The organism is Pseudoalteromonas sp. KJ63-1, assembly GCF_055808145.1.
Genome location: NZ_CM147855.1, coordinates 2,339,367 through 2,357,906 on the forward strand (window position 1 = coordinate 2,339,367; position 18,540 = coordinate 2,357,906).

An 18,540-nucleotide genomic window follows, 5' to 3' on the forward strand; every position below is an offset into this window, starting at 1 on the left:
ATCGACCGTTATAATATCATGAACTTTTACTCGGACTAACGTACAATATGTCCGATTAATGGCTTTTGAGTGGATGTAAAATATTTATGCGTTTTTTAGTTGTATCACTTTTTATAATATCAGCGTCAGGTTGTGCTGTCGTTAAACAACCCGCAGAACCTTTAGTTATGCCTGCAAAGCCTATGCTCAAGAGCCAAACTTACCAGTTAAAGTATGAAGCTGAGCATGCTTCACCAAAAGTGAAGTCGGTGCAATTACCCGCCCACAACGTGAAAAAAATCAAACTGTTAGAGTAATCGTAGACCGTGCAAGTGTTACCGACACTTTGGTCTCTCAAATAAGCCAAGCCTTAATTGATAAACAGCTTAAGGTGACCACTAGCGAGAATAGCGATTATACGTTAGCAATTCATCAAGTTGATCTAGAATTTATAGATGACGCTAAGTACACCCTAGCGCAACCAGAAAAACCATATTCATTATTTTCAAAAGTAGCCCAGCAATTTCCCTCGCAACAATGCGCCAATATATTAGCCCAAGTTAGTATGCGACTTACTCACAAAGCATCGGGCGATGTGGTGTGGTTTGCTAAATCATCAATTGATAGTGCAAGCTTCCATCGTGAACCCCTTGTTTATAGCTTTAGCGAAGAAAAGAAGATCACTAATGAGCTGGAAGTTGTTGCATTTATACATATGCACAACACCGAGCAGGCTCGCCTAAAGCGAGCTGAACTTAATAGTGAAGTAACGGCCCCTGCGTATAAAACCATTACGAAACTGAGTCGTTTAACTAAATTAAATGGCCCATGTACACGCACCGAAATAAGTGCCCTCACTCCCATGATGCAATTTTACTTAAGCAGTATTCTTATTGATAAAATTAAAGTTCAGTAGTTGTTAGGACGAACGCTACATTTTTTTACAGATTTAGCCAAGAGTTTGACAATATACTAGGGTCTGTTGACCTTTCTAGGTTAAATTTGCAGCAGCCTGTTTGGTATTCAGGCAAGGCAGAGCCTATGTGGTGTGGTTATTCCCCATAAATAGGCGATAACGCAGCATCAATACCAAACAGGCGCTGCCCGAAGGGTTCTGTCTAGGGGCGATTTACTCTTTGTTGCCTACATGGATGTAGGTAAGGGGCGTGAGCAGGACGCGAAAGCTTTACTCGGTTTTGACTTAGCCCACTAGGTTACAAACCTCGCGCCGCGATTAAACCGCCCCTAGCTTGAATAAATATTAATCCGCAAAGGTCAACAGACCCTTGCCTCTTTAGCAAACTCTAATTAAGGTTCCAAGGATGACGTATACTTCTCTTAAACAGTCTTTTGGTTGTGCGGCCTTATTAGTTGCCGCTATTTTTAGTGCCCAAAGCAGCGCCAGTAATCGTTACTATGCCGATAACACTTTGGAACCCACCACTGGGTTTGCCTGGGATTGGAGCGCTGGCGCAGGTTATTACATTGAAGACTCTTATTTAGTTGGCATGAACTCCTATGATGTTGGTGCAGAACTAGATTTGAGTATTGCAGTTTCTTACGATAATTTTTATCTAGATTTTGACCATAATCAGCTCAGCGGTGGACTTGTTTTAGGCTATAGCTTAATTAACAAATATGATTGGGGCCTTGATTTATTAGGTACCAATATTCAAGCGGGGTTCGATGAGCAAGGTTTAGGCTTTTATAACGACGGGGTAATTGATCCACTGCGTGGTATAAAAAAGCGTAACTATGATTTTGATACCGGCCTGCGATTAACACGCCGATTTGAAAACTCACAAGTTTCTCTTGAATACTTACATGATATAAGCGGTGCTCATAATGGTTGGGTCGCCAATGTGTTTTTCAGTCATATTCAACCTTGGCGCAATTGGGAGTTTCGCTCTGGTATTGGTCTAAGTTCCTATTCTGCTGATTTTACAAACTATTATTTTGGTATTGATAGCGATGAAGCAAACGCAGCCCGCCCTATTTATAATACCGATGCTAGTACCAGTATTATGTTTGAATTTCATGCTGAATATCCAATTAATCAGGATTGGGTCTTTTTAGCGGGCTGGTTAACCACATGGTTTTCAAAAGAAATTGATGACAGCCCAATTATTTCTCAAGGATATCAACACAAAGCCAAGGTAGGCCTGCGTTATGTACTCTAGATTTTTTTACTGTTTGTTGTTTACATACTCAGGCTCTTTGCTTGCAACCACAACACAACCTCCCATTGAGCTTACTGCCGTTCCGGATACCTGTGTCGCCTTACGTGAAGGACGCCACTGTTACGCCGATGTAGTCTTGTCATGGCAACAACCAGAAGTTGGAAATTACTGTTTACGCGATGCGACTTCAAAGTACATTATGCAGTGCTGGCTTAAACAGCGACAAGGCTCATTTAATTATGCTTTTGACTCAACACAAAGCATTTCATTTGAGTTATTTGATAGTAATACATCAAAAGTTATTGCTGTAAGCGAAGTAAAACTACAATGGGTGTATCAAAATAGGCAAAAAAAACGGCGCTGGCGATTATTTTAAATCAGCCACTATCATAAACATTTTACTAGCTAAAACATCACTTTAGGTATAAGAAGAAAGCTTATGGATAATTACGGTACTATTTTACTGGTTGAAGATGATATCTCTCTTGCACAATGGGTGACTGAGTATTTAACTGAGCAAGGTTATATTGTGCATGTATGTCATCGTGGTGATGAGGTCGTAAGCCAAGTAAAGCATTTAAACCCACAGCTTATTTTGTTAGATATTATGTTACCAGGACTTGATGGTATTAGTGTATGCCGTGAGCTACGTAGCTTTTATAAAGCGCCTATAATTATGCTCACCGCACGAGATGAAGAAATGGATGAGGTCATTGGACTTGAAGTCGGTGCCACCGATTACATTATAAAACCTGTTCGCCCTCGTTCATTGCTTGCCCGTATTAAGTCAGCTTTACGTTACAGCAACGACATACCTAAAACTGATGCTCAAGCGAGTATGATCAATATTGGTCAATTAAGTATTAATACCGAATCTCGCAACGTTACACTCAACCAGCAAGATGTGAACATTTCAAGCGCAGAGTATTTATTACTGCACTATTTAGCCAGCAATGCCGGGCAAGTTGTATCGCGTGATGCGGTATTTAAAGCAACCAAAGGTAGGGAGTATGACGGCCTAGATAGAAGCGTTGATGTGCTGATCTCTGCTTTGCGTAAAAAGTTTAACGATGATCCGCAAAAACCTGAAAAAATAAAAACTATTTGGGGGCGTGGCTACTTGTTCGTGATAACTGCATGGTAACTTACAAAATTTGACTCTATACAAATAACAAGCCCTGTAATATTGAAGATTATTTTAAACATGCGCTATTAATATGGAATAGCATCAATGAAAAAGTTTTATATTTCACTACTGGGCAGTGCGCTGCTTTCAATTATTGTTTTAGGTTGGCTTATTGATGCATTTAGCCAACAAACACGAGCGCCACTAGATGAGTTTGGCGTACAAAGTCAAATTATTGTCGGTTTAAGTAAACAACTCATGGCAATAAACCCACAGGCACGCCCAGAACAGGTAACTCAATTAGCCAAAGATTTTAATCTGACTCTTAACTACAAATTAAACCAGTCGCTCGCATTACCACCAGCCCTATTAGATAAAATGCAAACCCAAGGCGGGTTAATACTCGAGGACGAGCAAGGCTTTTACATGCTCTACACTAATGATGCATTAAGCCCGTATCATTTAACCATGCGTCTAGATAAGCCTTATGAGAGCACACAACGAAACGACATAATTTTAACTTTGTTATTTTATACTGGCTTATGTGTTTTTATGGGCTTTATTATTACCCCTTTAGCAAAACGCCTCACAGTATTAAATGATGCGGCAAAACAGTTCGCATCCGGTAATGTTAAAGCCCGAATTAAGCCCTCTCGCTTTACCTATATAAAAGATGTGGAACTGACCTTTAACCGCATGGCAAGTCAAATTGAAAAGTTGGTTGCTGAAAATAAACTGATGGCCTCAAGTCTATCCCATGATATTAGAACCCCAATAGCCTGCTTACGCTTTGGTGTTGACGCTGCACTTGATAGCTATGATGAAAGTAAAATAAAGCATTACTTAACCCGCATGGAAACCGATTTGGACCATATGGAGTCAATGTTAAAAAGCTATTTAGCGTTTGCTACTTTAGAACAGAATGCCAATAAACTTACTTACTCATCAGCAAACCTTAAACAATACCTCAGTGATATTGTGTTACAGCTTGAACCACGAGTAACCGCACGCTCGCTTAATATTTCCTTAGAGTGCGATGATCATACTATTTTTGCTGACTTACATTGGCTAGCAAGAGCGATCGCTAATTTAATTAATAATGCCTGCGATTTTGCACATCATCACATTAAAGTAACCGCCTCGCTACAAGAGCACACTCTAGTCATCAGTATTGCCGATGATGGCCCAGGAATAGCTCAAGAAAACAATCATAAAGTATTTAGCCCGTTCTTCCGTGAGCGCAGCCACCGTAATCGCAGTGACAACAGTTACGGGCTAGGATTGGCTATCGTTGCCAAAGTAGCCGATTGGCATCATGGCTCGGTAAAAGTGAGTAAAAGTGAGCACCTTGGTGGGGCCTGCTTTACGCTTACGATTGCGCGGTTTAGATATTAATCAAACAAGTACCATCCGTTCTAACTAACGCAATATAATTAAAGAAATCGTGCTATTTGTAATCAAAAAATGCACGTGTTATTTATATCTGAAAATAAAACGCAATAATTGTGCGACTAAGTCAAATAAGCACTTTTTATTTTTTTACAATTCCAGTAGATTGTCACGGCGTCGAAAAAATAGAGAAGCAAAATAATATGAGTGCAGTAAGAGGTGAGTTTAGCTCCCGCTTTGGTTTTATAATGGCTGCGGCAGGATCTGCTGTTGGGCTTGGTAATATTTGGGGTTTCCCGACACAAACAGCAAGTAATGGCGGGGCTGCTTTTTTAGTCGCGTACTTAGTACTGGCCTTCTTTTTAGCCTATCCGGCTTTAATGGCAGAGCTGATGATAGGTCGTCATGGACAAGCTAATGCAGTTTCTTCACTAACTAAATTAACCACTAAACCTTGGCAAAAGCAGTTTGCCTTTGCTGTTGGCTTTGGCGGGATTTTATGTGCTGGCTTTATACTAAGCTTTTATGCGATTGTCGCTGGTTGGATGTTAAGTGCGACTTTAGAGCCGGTTACTACACTCATAGGCGCAGATGCGGCATCTTCTTGGCTAAGTGAACAGTCACTTACACGTAATATTCTTTTTACTGTAGTATTTATTATTTTAACCGTTGCTATTATTAGCCGCGGTGTTGAAAACGGTATTGAAAAATGGTCAAAACGTTTAATGCCTGCTTTGCTCGGTATTTTGTTTGCTTTAATTGCCTATGTAATGACTCAAGAAGGCGCTATTGAGGGATTGAAAGCTTATCTAGTCCCTGACTTTTCTTCTATTTTTGATCCCACTTTATTGGTTAGTGCACTAGGACAAGCCTTCTTTTCATTGTCACTGGGCACCAGTGTAATGATTATCTATGGCTCATATATCAGTAAAAAAGAAAACCTCGTTTCTTTGGGTGCTTATGTTACGCTTATTGATGTATTTATTGCGTTTGTAGCAGGTTTACTGATTATCCCCGCGATGTATGTTGCACAGGCCCAAGGTGTTGAAATATTCTCGTCAACAACAGGTAAACTACTTTCAGAAGACACCTTAGTATTTCAGGTTTTACCCGCCTTATTTGAGGGTATGGGTGGTGTAGGTTTATTTGTTGGCTTTGCTTTTTTTGCCTTAATGAGTATTGCCGCGCTGACCTCGTCAATTTCAATGCTCGAAGCGCCGGTATCTTACACTGTAGAGCGTTTTGCAATGAAGCGTGTGCAAGCAACATGGCTAATAGGTGCTTTAATTGCCATTGTTAGCATTACCATAGTGTGCAACTTAGGCACATTATTTGGTTTAGTGATCACCTTAACAACTAAAGTAGCGCAACCGTTATTAGGACTTATGTGTTGTATTTTTGTAGGGTGGATCTGGTACAGGTCATCACTACTCAAAGCAATCCAGCAAGGTAACCCTGAAGTACATAACACCTTATTTTGGAAAATATGGCCTTGGTACACTAAATTTGTATGCCCTATCGCCATTAGCCTGGTATTTTTACATTCTTTATTGAGCTGATAACAAAATAAAAAAGGCCCACAAATGTGGGCCTTTTTTATTAAGAATTACCTACAGCTTTAAAATCATATCTTGATGGGGTATACCATCTTCTAGGTATTCATTACCAACGCACTCAAAACCAAATGAGCGATAAAAATTTAGTAGGTAGGTTTGTGCGCCTATATAAATATCACGAGTAGGCCACTGAGTCCTACAACAGGCAATAGCCTGGCTAACTAACTCTTTCCCTAAACCAGAGCTGCGCTGTGATTGAGCAACTAAAACGCGCCCTATCGCACTATACTGTGCATCTTTTTCATAACAACGGGCATAGGCATTTACTGTTTGCCTATTGAGTGAATACAAGTGGCGAGTAGCATCTGCAATATCCACATCATCAAGTTCGGGGTAAGGACACGCTTGTTCTACAACAAATACGTCAACACGTTCACGCATTATTGCAAACAGGGTTTGGGAGTCGAGCGCAGAGAATGGCTCACATTTAAACGCCATTTAAACACCTTTTATTATTACAGGGCCTTACTAAAGGCCCGATAATCTTATTAAGCAAATAATCGCTCTAACTGATCACATAACTGAGATAAGTTAACATGATCATGCTCGATAGTTAAATCGACATAACCGTCACTTCTAAATGCTCTGTCTAACTCAATCAGTACATGCGTTTTATGCGCTTCAGGAATAAACGACAGTTCGATTTCTTTTATTCCAAATAAGCTGCGACTATTTGGTTGATATTCAAGCTCTTGATAACACCCAGACACAGATTGAAAAGTAGATGCACGTAAATGCCCTTGCTCTACATCTGCTTTAACTAAACTAAATCCTAGCTTCTCCATTGCTTGCATACAGGTTTTAACTGCTTCATTCGGATAAATGTGCAAATGGTCTTTATCTGTTGGATCTAGTGCAAGGTCAATATCAAGCCCTGTTTCTAACCACACATAAGACTGGTTATAACCGGCATTAATTTCAGTAATTGGTGTTTCTGAATGCAAACGGGCTTCAAACGGGATAGTTTTAACTTCACCTGGCTCGACAGTACCAATGTCAGTAATGCGCCACTGATCAATAACATGATTAGTAAAGTAATCACCGTCTTCACTGGCCACTTTTACCCGGGTAACTAACATTAAATCCAAACCCGCAATTTCTTGACTCACATCACCTGCAGTAATAACAATTTGTGCATTGAATAGTTGGCCTGGCTGAAGATGCTCGGTTTCTAAAATGGTATCTACCTTGGCAGCACCAATGCCTACCGATGCTAAAATTTTTTTAAACATAGTTTCTCCTTAAGCTAAGCATACACTTGTTTGCTTACGCTTAAATTCCTTCGTTATGGCATCTTAACCACATTTAAAAGCGCTTGTCAGCGAAAAACTGCTATTTACATGCTGTTTACCATAAAACCGACCATTTATGTCTGTTTTTTGTACTTTACAGTCACTTTATACACGCATTACGGTGTTTTAGATATCAGGTGATAAATACTCATAATCAGCCAATTAGCTACAGTAAATAAGTAGATTAATTGTCAATAAGCATTGTTTTTCGCTACACTACAATGCCAAGTGCAGTGATACTAATAACTATGGAACTAATTTATTTTGCTACCGCCTTCGTCTGCGGTTTTGGTATATATCAGCTAAAATTACCGCCGCTTATCGGCTTTCTTATGGCCGGATTTATTCTTAATTTAGCGGGTTACAAAAGCACGGAGCTACTCGAAACGATTGCCTCTTTAGGGGTCACACTGCTGCTTTTTAGTATTGGCCTCAAACTTAAAATTGCTAACCTTATAAAACCTCAAGTGTGGGCTCCTGCCACCATACACATCATTTTAAGTAGCGCATTGTTTAGTGGCTTTATGTTGTTGCTTGGTGTATTTGCACTGCCGTTATTTGTTGATTTAAGCTGGCAAAGTGCGTTGTTAGTTGGCTTTGCTTTAAGTTTTTCGAGTACGGTGTTTGCTGTAAAAGTGCTTGAAGAACGCGGTGAAATGGCAAGTTTACATGGTAAAATAGCCATTGGTATTTTGGTTATGCAAGATATATTTGCAGTCATATTCTTAGCGGTCAGTACAGGTAAAGTACCGAACATTTGGGCCTTAGGATTAATTGTTGCGCTACCTTTGTTTCGCCCGATTATGTACTGGGTTTTAAACCGTTCTAAACACGGTGAGTTACTGCCGCTATTTGGCTTTTTCTTTGCGTTAGTAGCTGGGTACAATGCCTTTGAATTCGCAGGATTAAAAGGCGATTTAGGCGCATTGATCATTGGCATGATGTTCGCCCCCCACAAAAAAGCCGGTGAGCTGTCTAAGTCATTACTTAGCTTAAAAGATATATTATTGGTTGGCTTTTTCTTAAGTATTGGTTTAAGCGCAGAGCTTACTGCCCACTCTCTAGTCGTTGCCTTAATTTTAGTATTAGTTATTCCTGTTAAAACGCTGCTTTATTACATACTAACTAACTTATTTAAACTGCGTGCTCGTACCTCTTTGCTCACCGCATTTAGTTTGGCTAACTTTAGTGAATTTGGCTTAATTGTTTGTGCAGTTGCCGCATCTAGCGGTATGGTTACCTCAGAATGGCTCGCTGTTATCGCAATTGCCGTATCCATCACATTTGTGATTGCCTCCCCTTTAAACAAACGTTCTAACGAGCTGTACGTTAAAATTGAACGCCTCTTATTGAAGTTTGAAAGCAAGACCCGCTTAGCAGAAGAGCTTCCTGTAAACTTAAATGATACGAAAATAGTAATCTTTGGTATGGGTAGAATTGGCACCGGTGCCTATGAAACAATAAATGCAACCCACCCTGATGTGGTTGCAGGTATTGATATTAAACCTGAGGTGGTTGATAAACATATTAAACGTGGACGCAGAGTATTAATTGCGGATGCAACTGACCCTGATTTTTGGCAGCGTGTTAATCACTCTCATGTCGAAATGGTCATGTTAACTATGCCCAAACATATGCAAAATATTTTTGCCTTAGAGCAATTACAAGCATCAGGCTATAAAGGACAAGTAACAGCCATTGCTAACTACCCCGATCAGCAAAAAGAATTAGAAGATATGGGAATAGATTCTACATATAACTTTTACTTAGAGGCTGGTAGCGGTTTTGCAGAGCATGTAAAGCAAACCTTGTTTCCGTAATCGGGCTTAGATGCAAATAGATTGCATTTACATTCCTTTACATCTGAGTATTTTATTGGTGAAAAAATCAGGTAAAATGCCTGTGTTGGTTGAATAAAGCTAATACCTAAGTTTGTGTTTTATAAAAGACAAATAACGGACCCCTTGCTTTTAAGTGACCAATAAGATTCTCAAATTAGAGGGCCTACTCCCTCTATCAATAGGCTGTTACTTGCCCGTTACAGCCTATTTTATTTTCTTAAAACCCCTTACACTTATCCCCATTATTTAGAAAAGATGTCAGTAATGGATCCTCAACAACTAAAAGTAGCGATTAACACCATTATGCCATTTGGCAAGTATGCGGGACGCCCTTTACTTTTGCTGCCTGAGCCATATTTAGTGTGGTTTAAACAACAAGGCTTTCCTGATAGCAAGCTTGGCTCTCAGCTCGCTATGATGTACGAAGTGAAGCTTAATGGCTTAGAGCAAATGCTGATGCCATTACTAGAAAAAAATAGTAAATAAAATAGAACTTTTCTATAAATGGTCTGTCTATCTATTTGCTACTTGTTGATTTTTGGTTTGTCCCGTCCTGAAATAGGTTGACGGTTTTAATGAAAGACTTGGTGCGAAAGCGCCAGGTCTTTTTTATGCACTTGATTTGGTGTTTTCATATTCAAACTTAAGTGCGGTCGCATTTCATTGTATATAAATATCGATTCTTCAACGAGCTCTTTTAACTCTGCCATATTACGACATTTATACAGTAGAAACTCTTGTTTTAATATCCCGTTAATACGCTCAGCTAATGCGTTTTGATAACAGTCATATCCATCGGTCATAGATGGCCTAATTCCCTCCTTTAATAGCATACCTTGATATACTTCAGAGCAATATTGTAAACCTCTATCTGAATGATGAATAGCATCACGTTTATACACCCGCTGCTTAATCGTCATCTCTAACGCTTTGACTACATCAGTTGCCTTCATTTCATCACTGAGCTCATAACCCATTATTTTTCGACTATAAGCATCAGTGACTAACGACAGGTAATGCACGCCTTGCGATGACTTTACGTATGTAATGTCACTAACGAAGACTTCCTCGGCCGCAGTAGGTTTGTATTCTTTTAGTAAATTGGGATGCTTGTGCATCCAATGATTACTATTTGTTGTTTTAGTGTAATTTTTCTTTGGTTTTACAAGCAAGTCATGCTCTCTCAAATAGTCAAAAAAACAATCTCGGCCTAGTTTAATGTCACGCTCTTGCAGCTCTGGCTTTATCATCAGATAAAGTTTCTTCCCACCAATACGAGGCATGAATTGCCGCCAATACATCACTAACTCTTTGACTGGCTTCAACGCTTTATTCCGAGAATCTATTCTGCGCATAGCTTGATAGTAACCTTGTCGCGTTATGCCATATGCACGGCATAAAGGAGTAAGCTTTACTTGCTGGTTTTCTTTTGCGCGCGTGATAGCTCGGATATGTACTTTTTTCGCAAACCCGCTCCATATTCTTCATCCATAATATTAATCATTTCATCTTTGATTAAATCCTTTAGGCGTAACTCCTCTACCTCGCGCTCTAAACGTTTAATTTTTTGTGCTGGGGTTTCTTTTGATTTAGGCATGTTGGCTATATAAGTTGGTTTAGACCAATCTAATTTACCATGTTTTCGCAGCCATACCAGAACGGTGCTACGACCTTGAATACCGTAATGACTTTGCGCCTGTTTATATGTGAAGTCGCCTTTTTCTACTTGCTCAACAATGGATAATTTAAAGCCTAATGTATAATCTCGTTGAGTACGCTTAACGTCTTTAGTTTTAGTGGTTTTCATAAAATAAGTCCTAAATGTGTAAACACATTTCAGGACAAGACAGTTTTAAACCGCAAAAAAGCGCCTTCATGGCGCTTTTTTATTATTTGGGATTTAGGGTCTGGTGATCTTTCAAGGTTAAATTTGCAGCAGTCTGTTTGGTATTTAGGCAAGGCAGAGCCTATGTGGTGTGGTTATTCCCCATAAATAGGCGCTGCCCGAAGGGTTCTGCCTAGGGGCGATTTACTCTTTGTTGCTCGGTTTTTACTTAGCCCACTAGGTTACAAACCTCGCGCCGCGATTAAACTGCCCCTAGTTTGAACAAATTTTAATCCGCAAAGGTCAACAGACCCTAGTTGTTGAGGACAATAATAAACTTAACCCCACCCAGTGGCGAGTCTTCAATCTTACACTGCCCTCTATGCCAGCTAATAATTTTGTTTACAATTGCTAGCCCTAATCCAAACCCACCGGTTTTTTTATCACGACTTTTATCTAAACGGGTAAACGGCTTAAACACTCTCTCGCGCTCAGCATCCGCAATACCAGAGCCATCATCTTCAATCACCAAAAATAACTTCTCAGCGTTGGCGGTTAAACTAATATGCACAGTTTGCGTAGCATGTTTTAGTGCGTTACTAATTAAATTTTGTAGCACTCGCGACATAAAATGACTATCACATACGTAAATGAATTGACTCGGTAGCGTTGTTGTTAATTTAATAGGGGTATCAAAACTTACTTTATCGATATTGGCTTTAATTAATGCGACGATATCACAAGGGGCCAATTGTAAGCTTGGTTGCTGTGTATCTAAACGAGCATATTCCAACATTTCTGATACCAAGGATTCCAGCTCATGAATATCCATTTGCATATCAGATAAATAGTGCTGTGCTTTGATGTCCTGAGTTTTATCCTCTAACATCGCAATTGCAAACTTCAAACGCGCTAATGGTGTTCTAAACTCATGTGACACTGATGAGGTCAGTTCCTGTTGAGCACTCAGTAAAAACTCAATCCGCTGCTGCATTACTTGCAACGTATCAGTGATGGGTAAAAAAATGATTTAGAGCGGTCGCTTAATTGAAAATCTTGCGCGCCTCCGACGGCTTCACAGGCTTGGCTGAGCTTAGCAAAGTCTCGCCATAACAATAAGCTCCATAACCCTATCGGTAAGCTAATAATAAATAGCACCAATAAATAAGGTATTACAGTCCCAGTGTTTTTAGCTTTGACACCTACAGGACCTACTTGTAACAACTGAGAATTATTTAAAGTAACATACCAAACAATACGTTGCTGCTTATCATACAAGTAAAGGTAATTATTTTGAGCTAATTGTAATTGCTGCTCAGGAGGGAGAACTAAATCTTGCTGAGAGATAACTTGACTATCAAAATTATGCTTTAGCTGTTCAAGACCATCTGCCGTTTGAGAGAGCAGCCATAATGACTGCCCAAATTCATCATCTAACAAAACATGTTGCTCAGATTCATCATACGGCCAAAGCTGCTCTATAACACCACTGGCAATAAACAAAGAGGCAATAATATACACGTAAAGGCTTATAAATAGCTTCCCCATTAACCTAGCCTAATACCTTGCATTAATTACATGTCCCACGCATCTGATACAAATAAATAGCCTTGCCCCCACACCGTTTTAATACGGTATGGCTTATCACTATTATCACCAAGCTTCTTACGAATTCGAGATACACGTACATCAACAGTTCGATCGAGCCCGTCGTACTCACGTCCAATCATATGTTGGTGCACATGTTCTCGGCTGAGTACTTCTCCTGCATTTGAAGCTAATAACCACAGTAATTCAAACTCATGTGAGGTCAATACGATTTCTACACCGCTTAACTTTACAATACGACTGGTTTTATCTATTGATAAATCACCAAAATTAAGCTCCTCAATGGCTTTTACGCTAGGCTGTCCACGTCGCAATAATGCACTAATTCGAGCCAACAACACGCGCGGCTCCGCAGGTTTAATAACGTAATCGTCAGCCCCGAGCTCTAAGCCAATAACTTGATCAAAATCTTCGCCCTTTGCAGTAAGCATTAAAATAGGTAAGGTGTATTTGTCGCGCACTTGGCGGCACACGCTAAAGCCATCTTTTCCTGGCAGCATCACATCTAGAATGATTAAATCAACATCGTTTTCACTCAGGTAAGGAAACACTTCGTCTCCGCGGTCTAATACGTCAACTTCTAAGCCATTATGCTCAAGATAGTCTTTGGTTAATTGTTGCAACCCTAGGTCATCTTCAACAAGTAATATCTTTGGCATTTATTGCTCCTAAATTAAAAAAAGCTCCAAGGTGAGCGTAGCCGATGTTTCTTCTTCGCGTATGCAGTTTGCACTTCTACTTGCACACTCGCTAATGATACACCTGTAAGGGGATTAATCAGGGAGTATATGGTCTCCACCTGAACACGCGCTTTATAACTAAGTTGCCCTTTTTTTACCCCTTGCCAACATTTCAATTGAGTATCTTGCTGGTATAAACACACATCGATTGGCTCAGGCAATTGCCACTTAAATTTTAACTCAAGATCACAGAACTCTTGTTGTTCGGAAACCACACAGACTTTGGGTGATACGTTAAGTGAAGGGGCTTTTGCAACACTTGGGTTGCTAAAAAATGAAGCTGCAAACACAACCAACATAAAACACTTCATATTAAAATGTATGTTCGAATCCTATAAAGGCGGTCATTGAATAGTCATGTTCAAATAGCGGACTACTATCCATTGCTGAATAGTCATAATATGCTAAATGAAAACGAAGTGCGTTGGCTTTACCTACCGGCCAACGGGCGTCGATTTTAGCATAAGGTTGCCAGCTACTACCAACTTCTATTTTACCATATGAAAATTCTGCGCTGTTTAAGCCATAAAAGTAATTATTTAGTTTGGCTGATTTGTAGTTAACGCCTAACGTCGATTTAAGTTTTAACAACTTAAGATCAAAATGGTATTGCCATTGTAATGATCCTCTGTAGCTATTATAAACACTATTTACATCATGCAATAATTGCGCAGAAAATACCTGTTGTTGTTTTACAAAAACATAACTGACGCCAGCATCCAGTACTACTCGTCTTTTTTGAATATTATTAATATTAATCTGGCGCGGAGATTCAACATCTTGTGATTCTAATATTTCGTTATTAGACATTGTTGTGAGCGGGAATATATTTTGCGGGTGCCAATCAATAAAAAACCGTGATTCTGGGTTAATCTCAGACACAAAGCTAATGTTATGCGTATCACTTTGTATAAAAGAATAGCCTAAACGACCGTTATCAAAAAACCAATTTTGGCCATAATAAGCCACTTGTGGGACAACCACTAAAGGAATATTGTCTGCTCCATGTAAAGGATTACTGATCACCCCTACCCCTAAGCTGACACTCATTTTAAGTTCATCAGTAGTGATATTTTGCTGCGTCTGAGCAATCGCATTAGCGCTAAACAACACCAATAAAATGCATATTTTTATTCTCAGATGTAACGCCATGGAGTTATTCACTAGTTTATAAAGTGGCTTTGACCCTATAGTAGCAAGTAGTATAAGTACAAGCTCTAGAAGGTTACAATCATTAACAAATTTGATACAAACGGAACACGTTTACAAATTGGCGGCTATTTCAACTCGATTTCGACCATGAGTTTTAGCTAAATAAAGTGCTCTATCGGCCTTTTCTACTAATAAACAGCTCTTACTAAAAGGCTCCATTAAAGCAATACCAAAACTTGCTGAGATATTACGTTTATTATTGCTATCTTCTTTTTTACGAATGGTTAATTTAGCAATACTCAAACGCAACTGATTACAAAATGTCATCGCATCATTAATGCTATCAAAGTAACCCGTAATACAAAATTCCTCACCACCGTAACGGTAAGCATTATATTCATCTTGCACACTATTTTGCACTTTTTGAGCAACAAGCTTGAGAACCTCATCACCTTTTTGATGGCCAAAATCATCATTAAAACGTTTGAAGTGATCAATATCTAACATTATTAACACGGCTATCTTAGCTTGCTCATCTTGTGAAGATGCATGAAGGCAAAACTCAACTATATCGGTATCAAATTTACCGCGATTTAATAACCCCGTTAGCGAATCTTTATCAACCGCTTCTTGAGTCATAGTGAGGGCTTCTTTTAAATCTTTAATCTCATTATATGCTTGCGCTAATTTAGTTTGGAAACCACGGGCATAATCTTGCATTGCAATTGATTCGTCTGTTAAACGCTCTACACAAGAGAGAATTTCATTAAATGAGTTTATACTAGAGAGTGTTTTTAACTCATTTTGTGAGTCAACTAACGAGGTGGTAAAACTTTTTGAATATTGAATAGAATCACTCAAATCAAACTGTACTTGCTCTACCGTATTATGAAATCTTTCAGACATTTGTTGGAAAAACGCTAACTCTTCATCATTTATATATTTATCGAATATTTCCTGTGCACTTTGAGCAGAACACGTATTGTACTGACCGATAACTCTATCAAGCTCTGAATTTAGTTGTGGATTATCGCCCTGTACATAACAATACCAAATTGCATAATTAATCGGCGTTACCGCCATTTTGTACTTCACCATAAGCGGAATGGCTTTTTTTAAACACTGGGCAGAATGAGCAAGTGAGGCAGTATTATCCATAATCGAAACTCTCAGACATCACAACAAAGATGTTAATAAACACATAAGTATTAGTGCTTTATATTAACAGTTTTTTATCATTCAACAAGCCTATATTATGTTTTCCCCCATATTTTGAGCAATATTCCACAGCGCACTAATCGCAGGATCATTTAATTCTTTGTGTAATACCGCCAAGCCAATTTTAAACCCTTGTGGGGGCTCATCTTTACTATCCAAAATCTGAACTTTATCGTTTAAAGGGCTATTATCGAGAACAATTTTTGGGATCATGGCCACACCTAAGCCCAAACTCACCATAGATACCATAGCCTCATGCCCAGCTACTTGTGCATAGATTTTTCCCTGCACGTTATTTTTTCGCCACCACTGCTCCAACCTCTGTCGTGAAAACCCTTGTTCAGCAACAATAAATTCAAGCTCTGACCAATCAATAGTCTCGCTGTTATTAGCTAGTTTTTCTGTGATCGGACATTGAATAGTGGGCGCAATTAATACCAGTGGCGAATAACCAATATCTACAAATGCAATTTGTGCAGGTAATTTACTGGGTCTGGCTGCAATAGCCATGGATTCGTGACCGTCTAATACACGATTTATTGCCAGAGCAGGGTCGCCCGTATTTAAGGTGATTTCAATATGCTGATGCTGAGCCCTGAGCTGCTCTAAAATATGATGCAAAAAACTATAAGATGCGGTAACGGAGCAGTAAAGGCTCACATTGCCATAAATATGTTGTTGCGGTTCGTTTAAATTGGCCTTAAAGCGCTGCCAATTACTAAGCGTTGCACTAGCATACTCCTTAAATGCAACGCCTTCGCAAGTAAGTTTTACACTGCGATTATCTCGCTGGAACAACATCACCCCTACTTCATCTTCTAACTGCTTAATATTACGACTTAAAGTAGGCGCACTTATGTGGCACAACTCACTGGCACGAGAAAAATGAAGCGTTTTTGCCAACGCCAAAAAGTAATGTAAATGCTTATGATCCATAACAACACCAATATTTCAAATTATGAAATACTTTAATTCAAATATATCATTTTACGCAAGAAGATATTTTTCATATGGTGATTCCAAGCAAAGCAAATGCAATACATCTAACAAATTGAATTAATAGGAACCTTAATCATGGCAAATTATTTTAATAGCTTACCTTTACGTGAACAATTAGCGCAACTGGCACAATGTGAGTTTATGGGGGCAGACGAATTTAACGATGGTGTTGCTGCACTTAAAGGTAAAAAGTTAGTGATTGTAGGCTGTGGCGCACAGGGCTTAAATCAAGGCTTAAATTTACGTGATTCGGGTTTAAATGTAGCCTATACACTGCGTGAATCAGCGATTGCTGAGCGTCGTCAGTCATTCTTAAATGCATCGGAAAATGGTTTTAAAGTGGGTACATATGAAGAATTAATCCCAACAGCCGATGTAGTACTTAACTTAACACCTGATAAGCAACACACTGCGGTTGTTAATGCTATTATGCCATTAATGAAACACGGCTCAACGCTTGCTTACTCACATGGCTTTAATATTGTTGAAGAAGGCATGCAAGTTCGTGAAGATATTACCGTTATTATGGTTGCTCCAAAATGTCCGGGGTCAGAAGTACGTGAAGAGTATAAACGCGGCTTTGGTGTACCGACACTCATTGCGGTTCATCCAGAGAACGACCCTCAAGGGCATGGCTTGGCACAAGCAAAAGCCTATGCCGCAGGTACAGGTGGTCATCGTGCGGGAGTACTTAAATCATCGTTTATTGCTGAGGTTAAATCTGACTTAATGGGTGAGCAAACCATTTTATGCGGCATGCTACAAACTGGCTCTATTTTATGTTTTGATAAAATGATTGATAAAGGCGTTGATGCTGGTTATGCCTCAAAGCTAATTCAATATGGCTGGGAAGTGATCACAGAAGCACTTAAGTATGGCGGCGTTACCAATATGCTTGACCGTCTGTCAAACCCTGCCAAAGTAAAAGCGTTTGAATTAAGTGAGCAGCTAAAAGTAATAATGCGTCCACTGTATAACAAACATCAAGATGACATTATCGATGGCACATTTTCACGAGTAATGATGGAAGACTGGGCAAATGATGACGCTAACTTATTAAAGTGGCGTGCTGAAACTGCAGAAACTCATTTTGAAAAAACCCCAGCAAGTGATGTAGAAATTACTGAGCAAGAATTTTTTGATAACGGCATTTTAATGGTAGCCATGGTTAAAGCAGGCGTAGAGCTCGCGTTTGAAACCATGACTGCAGCCGGTATTATTGCAGAATCAGCTTATTATGAGTCATTGCATGAAACGCCGTTAATTGCTAACACCATTGCACGTAAAAAGCTGTTTGAAATGAATCGTACTATTTCCGATACGGCAGAGTATGGCTGTTACTTATACAACCATGCATGTTTGCCACTACTACAAGAGTTTATGCAAGATATTGATACCGATGTTATTGGCAGAGGCTTAAATGAGCAAAGTAACCAAGTAGATAATCAAACATTAATTCAAATAAATACCGCACTGCGTGAACACCCTGTTGAAAAAGTGGGTGCTAAATTACGCGGCTATATGTCGGCAATGAAAAAAATAGTGTAACTCTATAACCCTAGAACTTTCAATTGT

Annotated in this window: 16 protein-coding genes and 2 pseudogenes; 9 read left to right on the forward strand and 9 right to left on the reverse strand. The window is 39.3% G+C overall.

Annotation, left to right across the window (positions count from 1 at the left end; all coding sequences use genetic code 11):
- Positions 1-86 precede the first annotated feature (86 nt).
- The 6 genes and pseudogenes from AC0L7Q_RS11150 (at position 87) to AC0L7Q_RS11175 (ending at position 6,233) form a co-directional block, all read left to right on the forward strand.
- Positions 87-895, forward strand: a pseudogene (locus AC0L7Q_RS11150) (hypothetical protein).
- Between the two features lie 406 nt (positions 896-1,301).
- Entirely contained in the window at positions 1,302-2,159 is an 858-nt protein-coding gene (locus tag AC0L7Q_RS11155; protein ID WP_409423580.1) for a MipA/OmpV family protein, read from the forward strand.
- A complete protein-coding gene (locus AC0L7Q_RS11160) occupies positions 2,149-2,535 on the forward strand; it encodes a DUF3019 domain-containing protein (RefSeq protein WP_413402746.1) in 387 nt (128 codons plus the stop codon). Before AC0L7Q_RS11155 ends, AC0L7Q_RS11160 begins: the two co-directional genes overlap by 11 nt.
- 63 nt (positions 2,536-2,598) lie before the next feature.
- Positions 2,599-3,303 carry a response regulator gene (locus tag AC0L7Q_RS11165; RefSeq protein ID WP_413402748.1) on the forward strand — a complete coding sequence of 235 codons (705 nt, stop codon included), beginning with the start codon at positions 2,599-2,601 and terminating at the stop codon, positions 3,301-3,303.
- An 87-nt stretch (positions 3,304-3,390) separates the two neighbouring features.
- Positions 3,391-4,680 carry a sensor histidine kinase gene (locus AC0L7Q_RS11170; RefSeq protein ID WP_413402750.1) on the forward strand — a complete coding sequence of 430 codons (1,290 nt, stop codon included), beginning with the start codon at positions 3,391-3,393 and terminating at the stop codon, positions 4,678-4,680.
- Positions 4,681-4,877: 197 nt separating this feature from the next.
- On the forward strand, positions 4,878-6,233 hold the full coding sequence (locus AC0L7Q_RS11175; protein WP_413402752.1) for a sodium-dependent transporter: 1,356 nt from the start codon (positions 4,878-4,880) through the stop codon (positions 6,231-6,233).
- A 51-nt stretch (positions 6,234-6,284) separates the two neighbouring features.
- Here the strand turns inward: AC0L7Q_RS11175 and AC0L7Q_RS11180 are convergent, their stop codons facing one another.
- Both AC0L7Q_RS11180 and AC0L7Q_RS11185 read right to left on the reverse strand, forming a co-directional pair.
- A complete protein-coding gene (locus tag AC0L7Q_RS11180; protein ID WP_413402754.1) occupies positions 6,285-6,728 on the reverse strand; it encodes a GNAT family N-acetyltransferase in 444 nt (147 codons plus the stop codon).
- Between the two features lie 50 nt (positions 6,729-6,778).
- Positions 6,779-7,522 (reverse strand): sporulation protein, encoded by a 744-nt coding sequence (locus tag AC0L7Q_RS11185; RefSeq protein WP_008109135.1) that lies wholly within the window; start codon positions 7,520-7,522, stop codon positions 6,779-6,781.
- A gap of 308 nt (positions 7,523-7,830) precedes the next feature.
- On the opposite strand from AC0L7Q_RS11185, the gene AC0L7Q_RS11190 reads away from it, so the two are divergent.
- Both AC0L7Q_RS11190 and AC0L7Q_RS11195 read left to right on the forward strand, forming a co-directional pair.
- On the forward strand, positions 7,831-9,402 hold the full coding sequence (locus tag AC0L7Q_RS11190; protein ID WP_010387989.1) for a cation:proton antiporter family protein: 1,572 nt from the start codon (positions 7,831-7,833) through the stop codon (positions 9,400-9,402).
- A gap of 285 nt (positions 9,403-9,687) precedes the next feature.
- Positions 9,688-9,909: a DUF3820 family protein gene (locus AC0L7Q_RS11195; protein ID WP_010387988.1), complete on the forward strand. Its 222-nt coding sequence runs from the start codon at positions 9,688-9,690 to the stop codon at positions 9,907-9,909.
- 86 nt (positions 9,910-9,995) lie between these two features.
- Here the strand turns inward: AC0L7Q_RS11195 and AC0L7Q_RS11200 are convergent.
- From AC0L7Q_RS11200 to ilvY, 7 genes and pseudogenes are all read right to left on the reverse strand, one after another.
- Positions 9,996-11,230, reverse strand: a protein-coding gene (locus AC0L7Q_RS11200; protein WP_409423192.1) for an IS3 family transposase whose coding sequence is annotated in 2 segments (ribosomal slippage) — positions 9,996-10,879 and positions 10,879-11,230 — 1,236 coding nt in all. Because the reading frame shifts where the segments join, the coding sequence is not laid out codon by codon here.
- A gap of 331 nt (positions 11,231-11,561) precedes the next feature.
- Positions 11,562-12,796, reverse strand: a pseudogene (locus tag AC0L7Q_RS11205) (ATP-binding protein).
- Between the two features lie 26 nt (positions 12,797-12,822).
- The gene (locus AC0L7Q_RS11210) at positions 12,823-13,515 is read right to left on the reverse strand and encodes a response regulator (RefSeq protein WP_409423588.1); all 693 of its coding nucleotides are present in this window, start codon (positions 13,513-13,515) and stop codon (positions 12,823-12,825) included.
- Between the two features lie 14 nt (positions 13,516-13,529).
- Positions 13,530-13,895, reverse strand: coding sequence for a DUF3019 domain-containing protein (locus tag AC0L7Q_RS11215; protein ID WP_138605353.1), 366 nt, complete (start codon positions 13,893-13,895; stop codon positions 13,530-13,532).
- A 13-nt stretch (positions 13,896-13,908) separates the two neighbouring features.
- The gene (locus AC0L7Q_RS11220; RefSeq protein ID WP_413402759.1) at positions 13,909-14,748 is read right to left on the reverse strand and encodes a MipA/OmpV family protein; all 840 of its coding nucleotides are present in this window, start codon (positions 14,746-14,748) and stop codon (positions 13,909-13,911) included.
- A gap of 111 nt (positions 14,749-14,859) precedes the next feature.
- The gene (locus AC0L7Q_RS11225; RefSeq protein ID WP_409423590.1) at positions 14,860-15,906 is read right to left on the reverse strand and encodes a GGDEF domain-containing protein; all 1,047 of its coding nucleotides are present in this window, start codon (positions 15,904-15,906) and stop codon (positions 14,860-14,862) included.
- A 90-nt stretch (positions 15,907-15,996) separates the two neighbouring features.
- Positions 15,997-16,902 carry an HTH-type transcriptional activator IlvY gene (gene ilvY, locus AC0L7Q_RS11230; protein ID WP_413402761.1) on the reverse strand — a complete coding sequence of 302 codons (906 nt, stop codon included), beginning with the start codon at positions 16,900-16,902 and terminating at the stop codon, positions 15,997-15,999.
- A 138-nt stretch (positions 16,903-17,040) separates the two neighbouring features.
- Here ilvY and ilvC point away from each other — a divergent pair, with 138 nt between their 5' ends.
- Positions 17,041-18,513 (forward strand): ketol-acid reductoisomerase, encoded by a 1,473-nt coding sequence (ilvC, locus tag AC0L7Q_RS11235; protein WP_413402763.1) that lies wholly within the window; start codon positions 17,041-17,043, stop codon positions 18,511-18,513.
- Positions 18,514-18,540 lie beyond the last annotated feature (27 nt).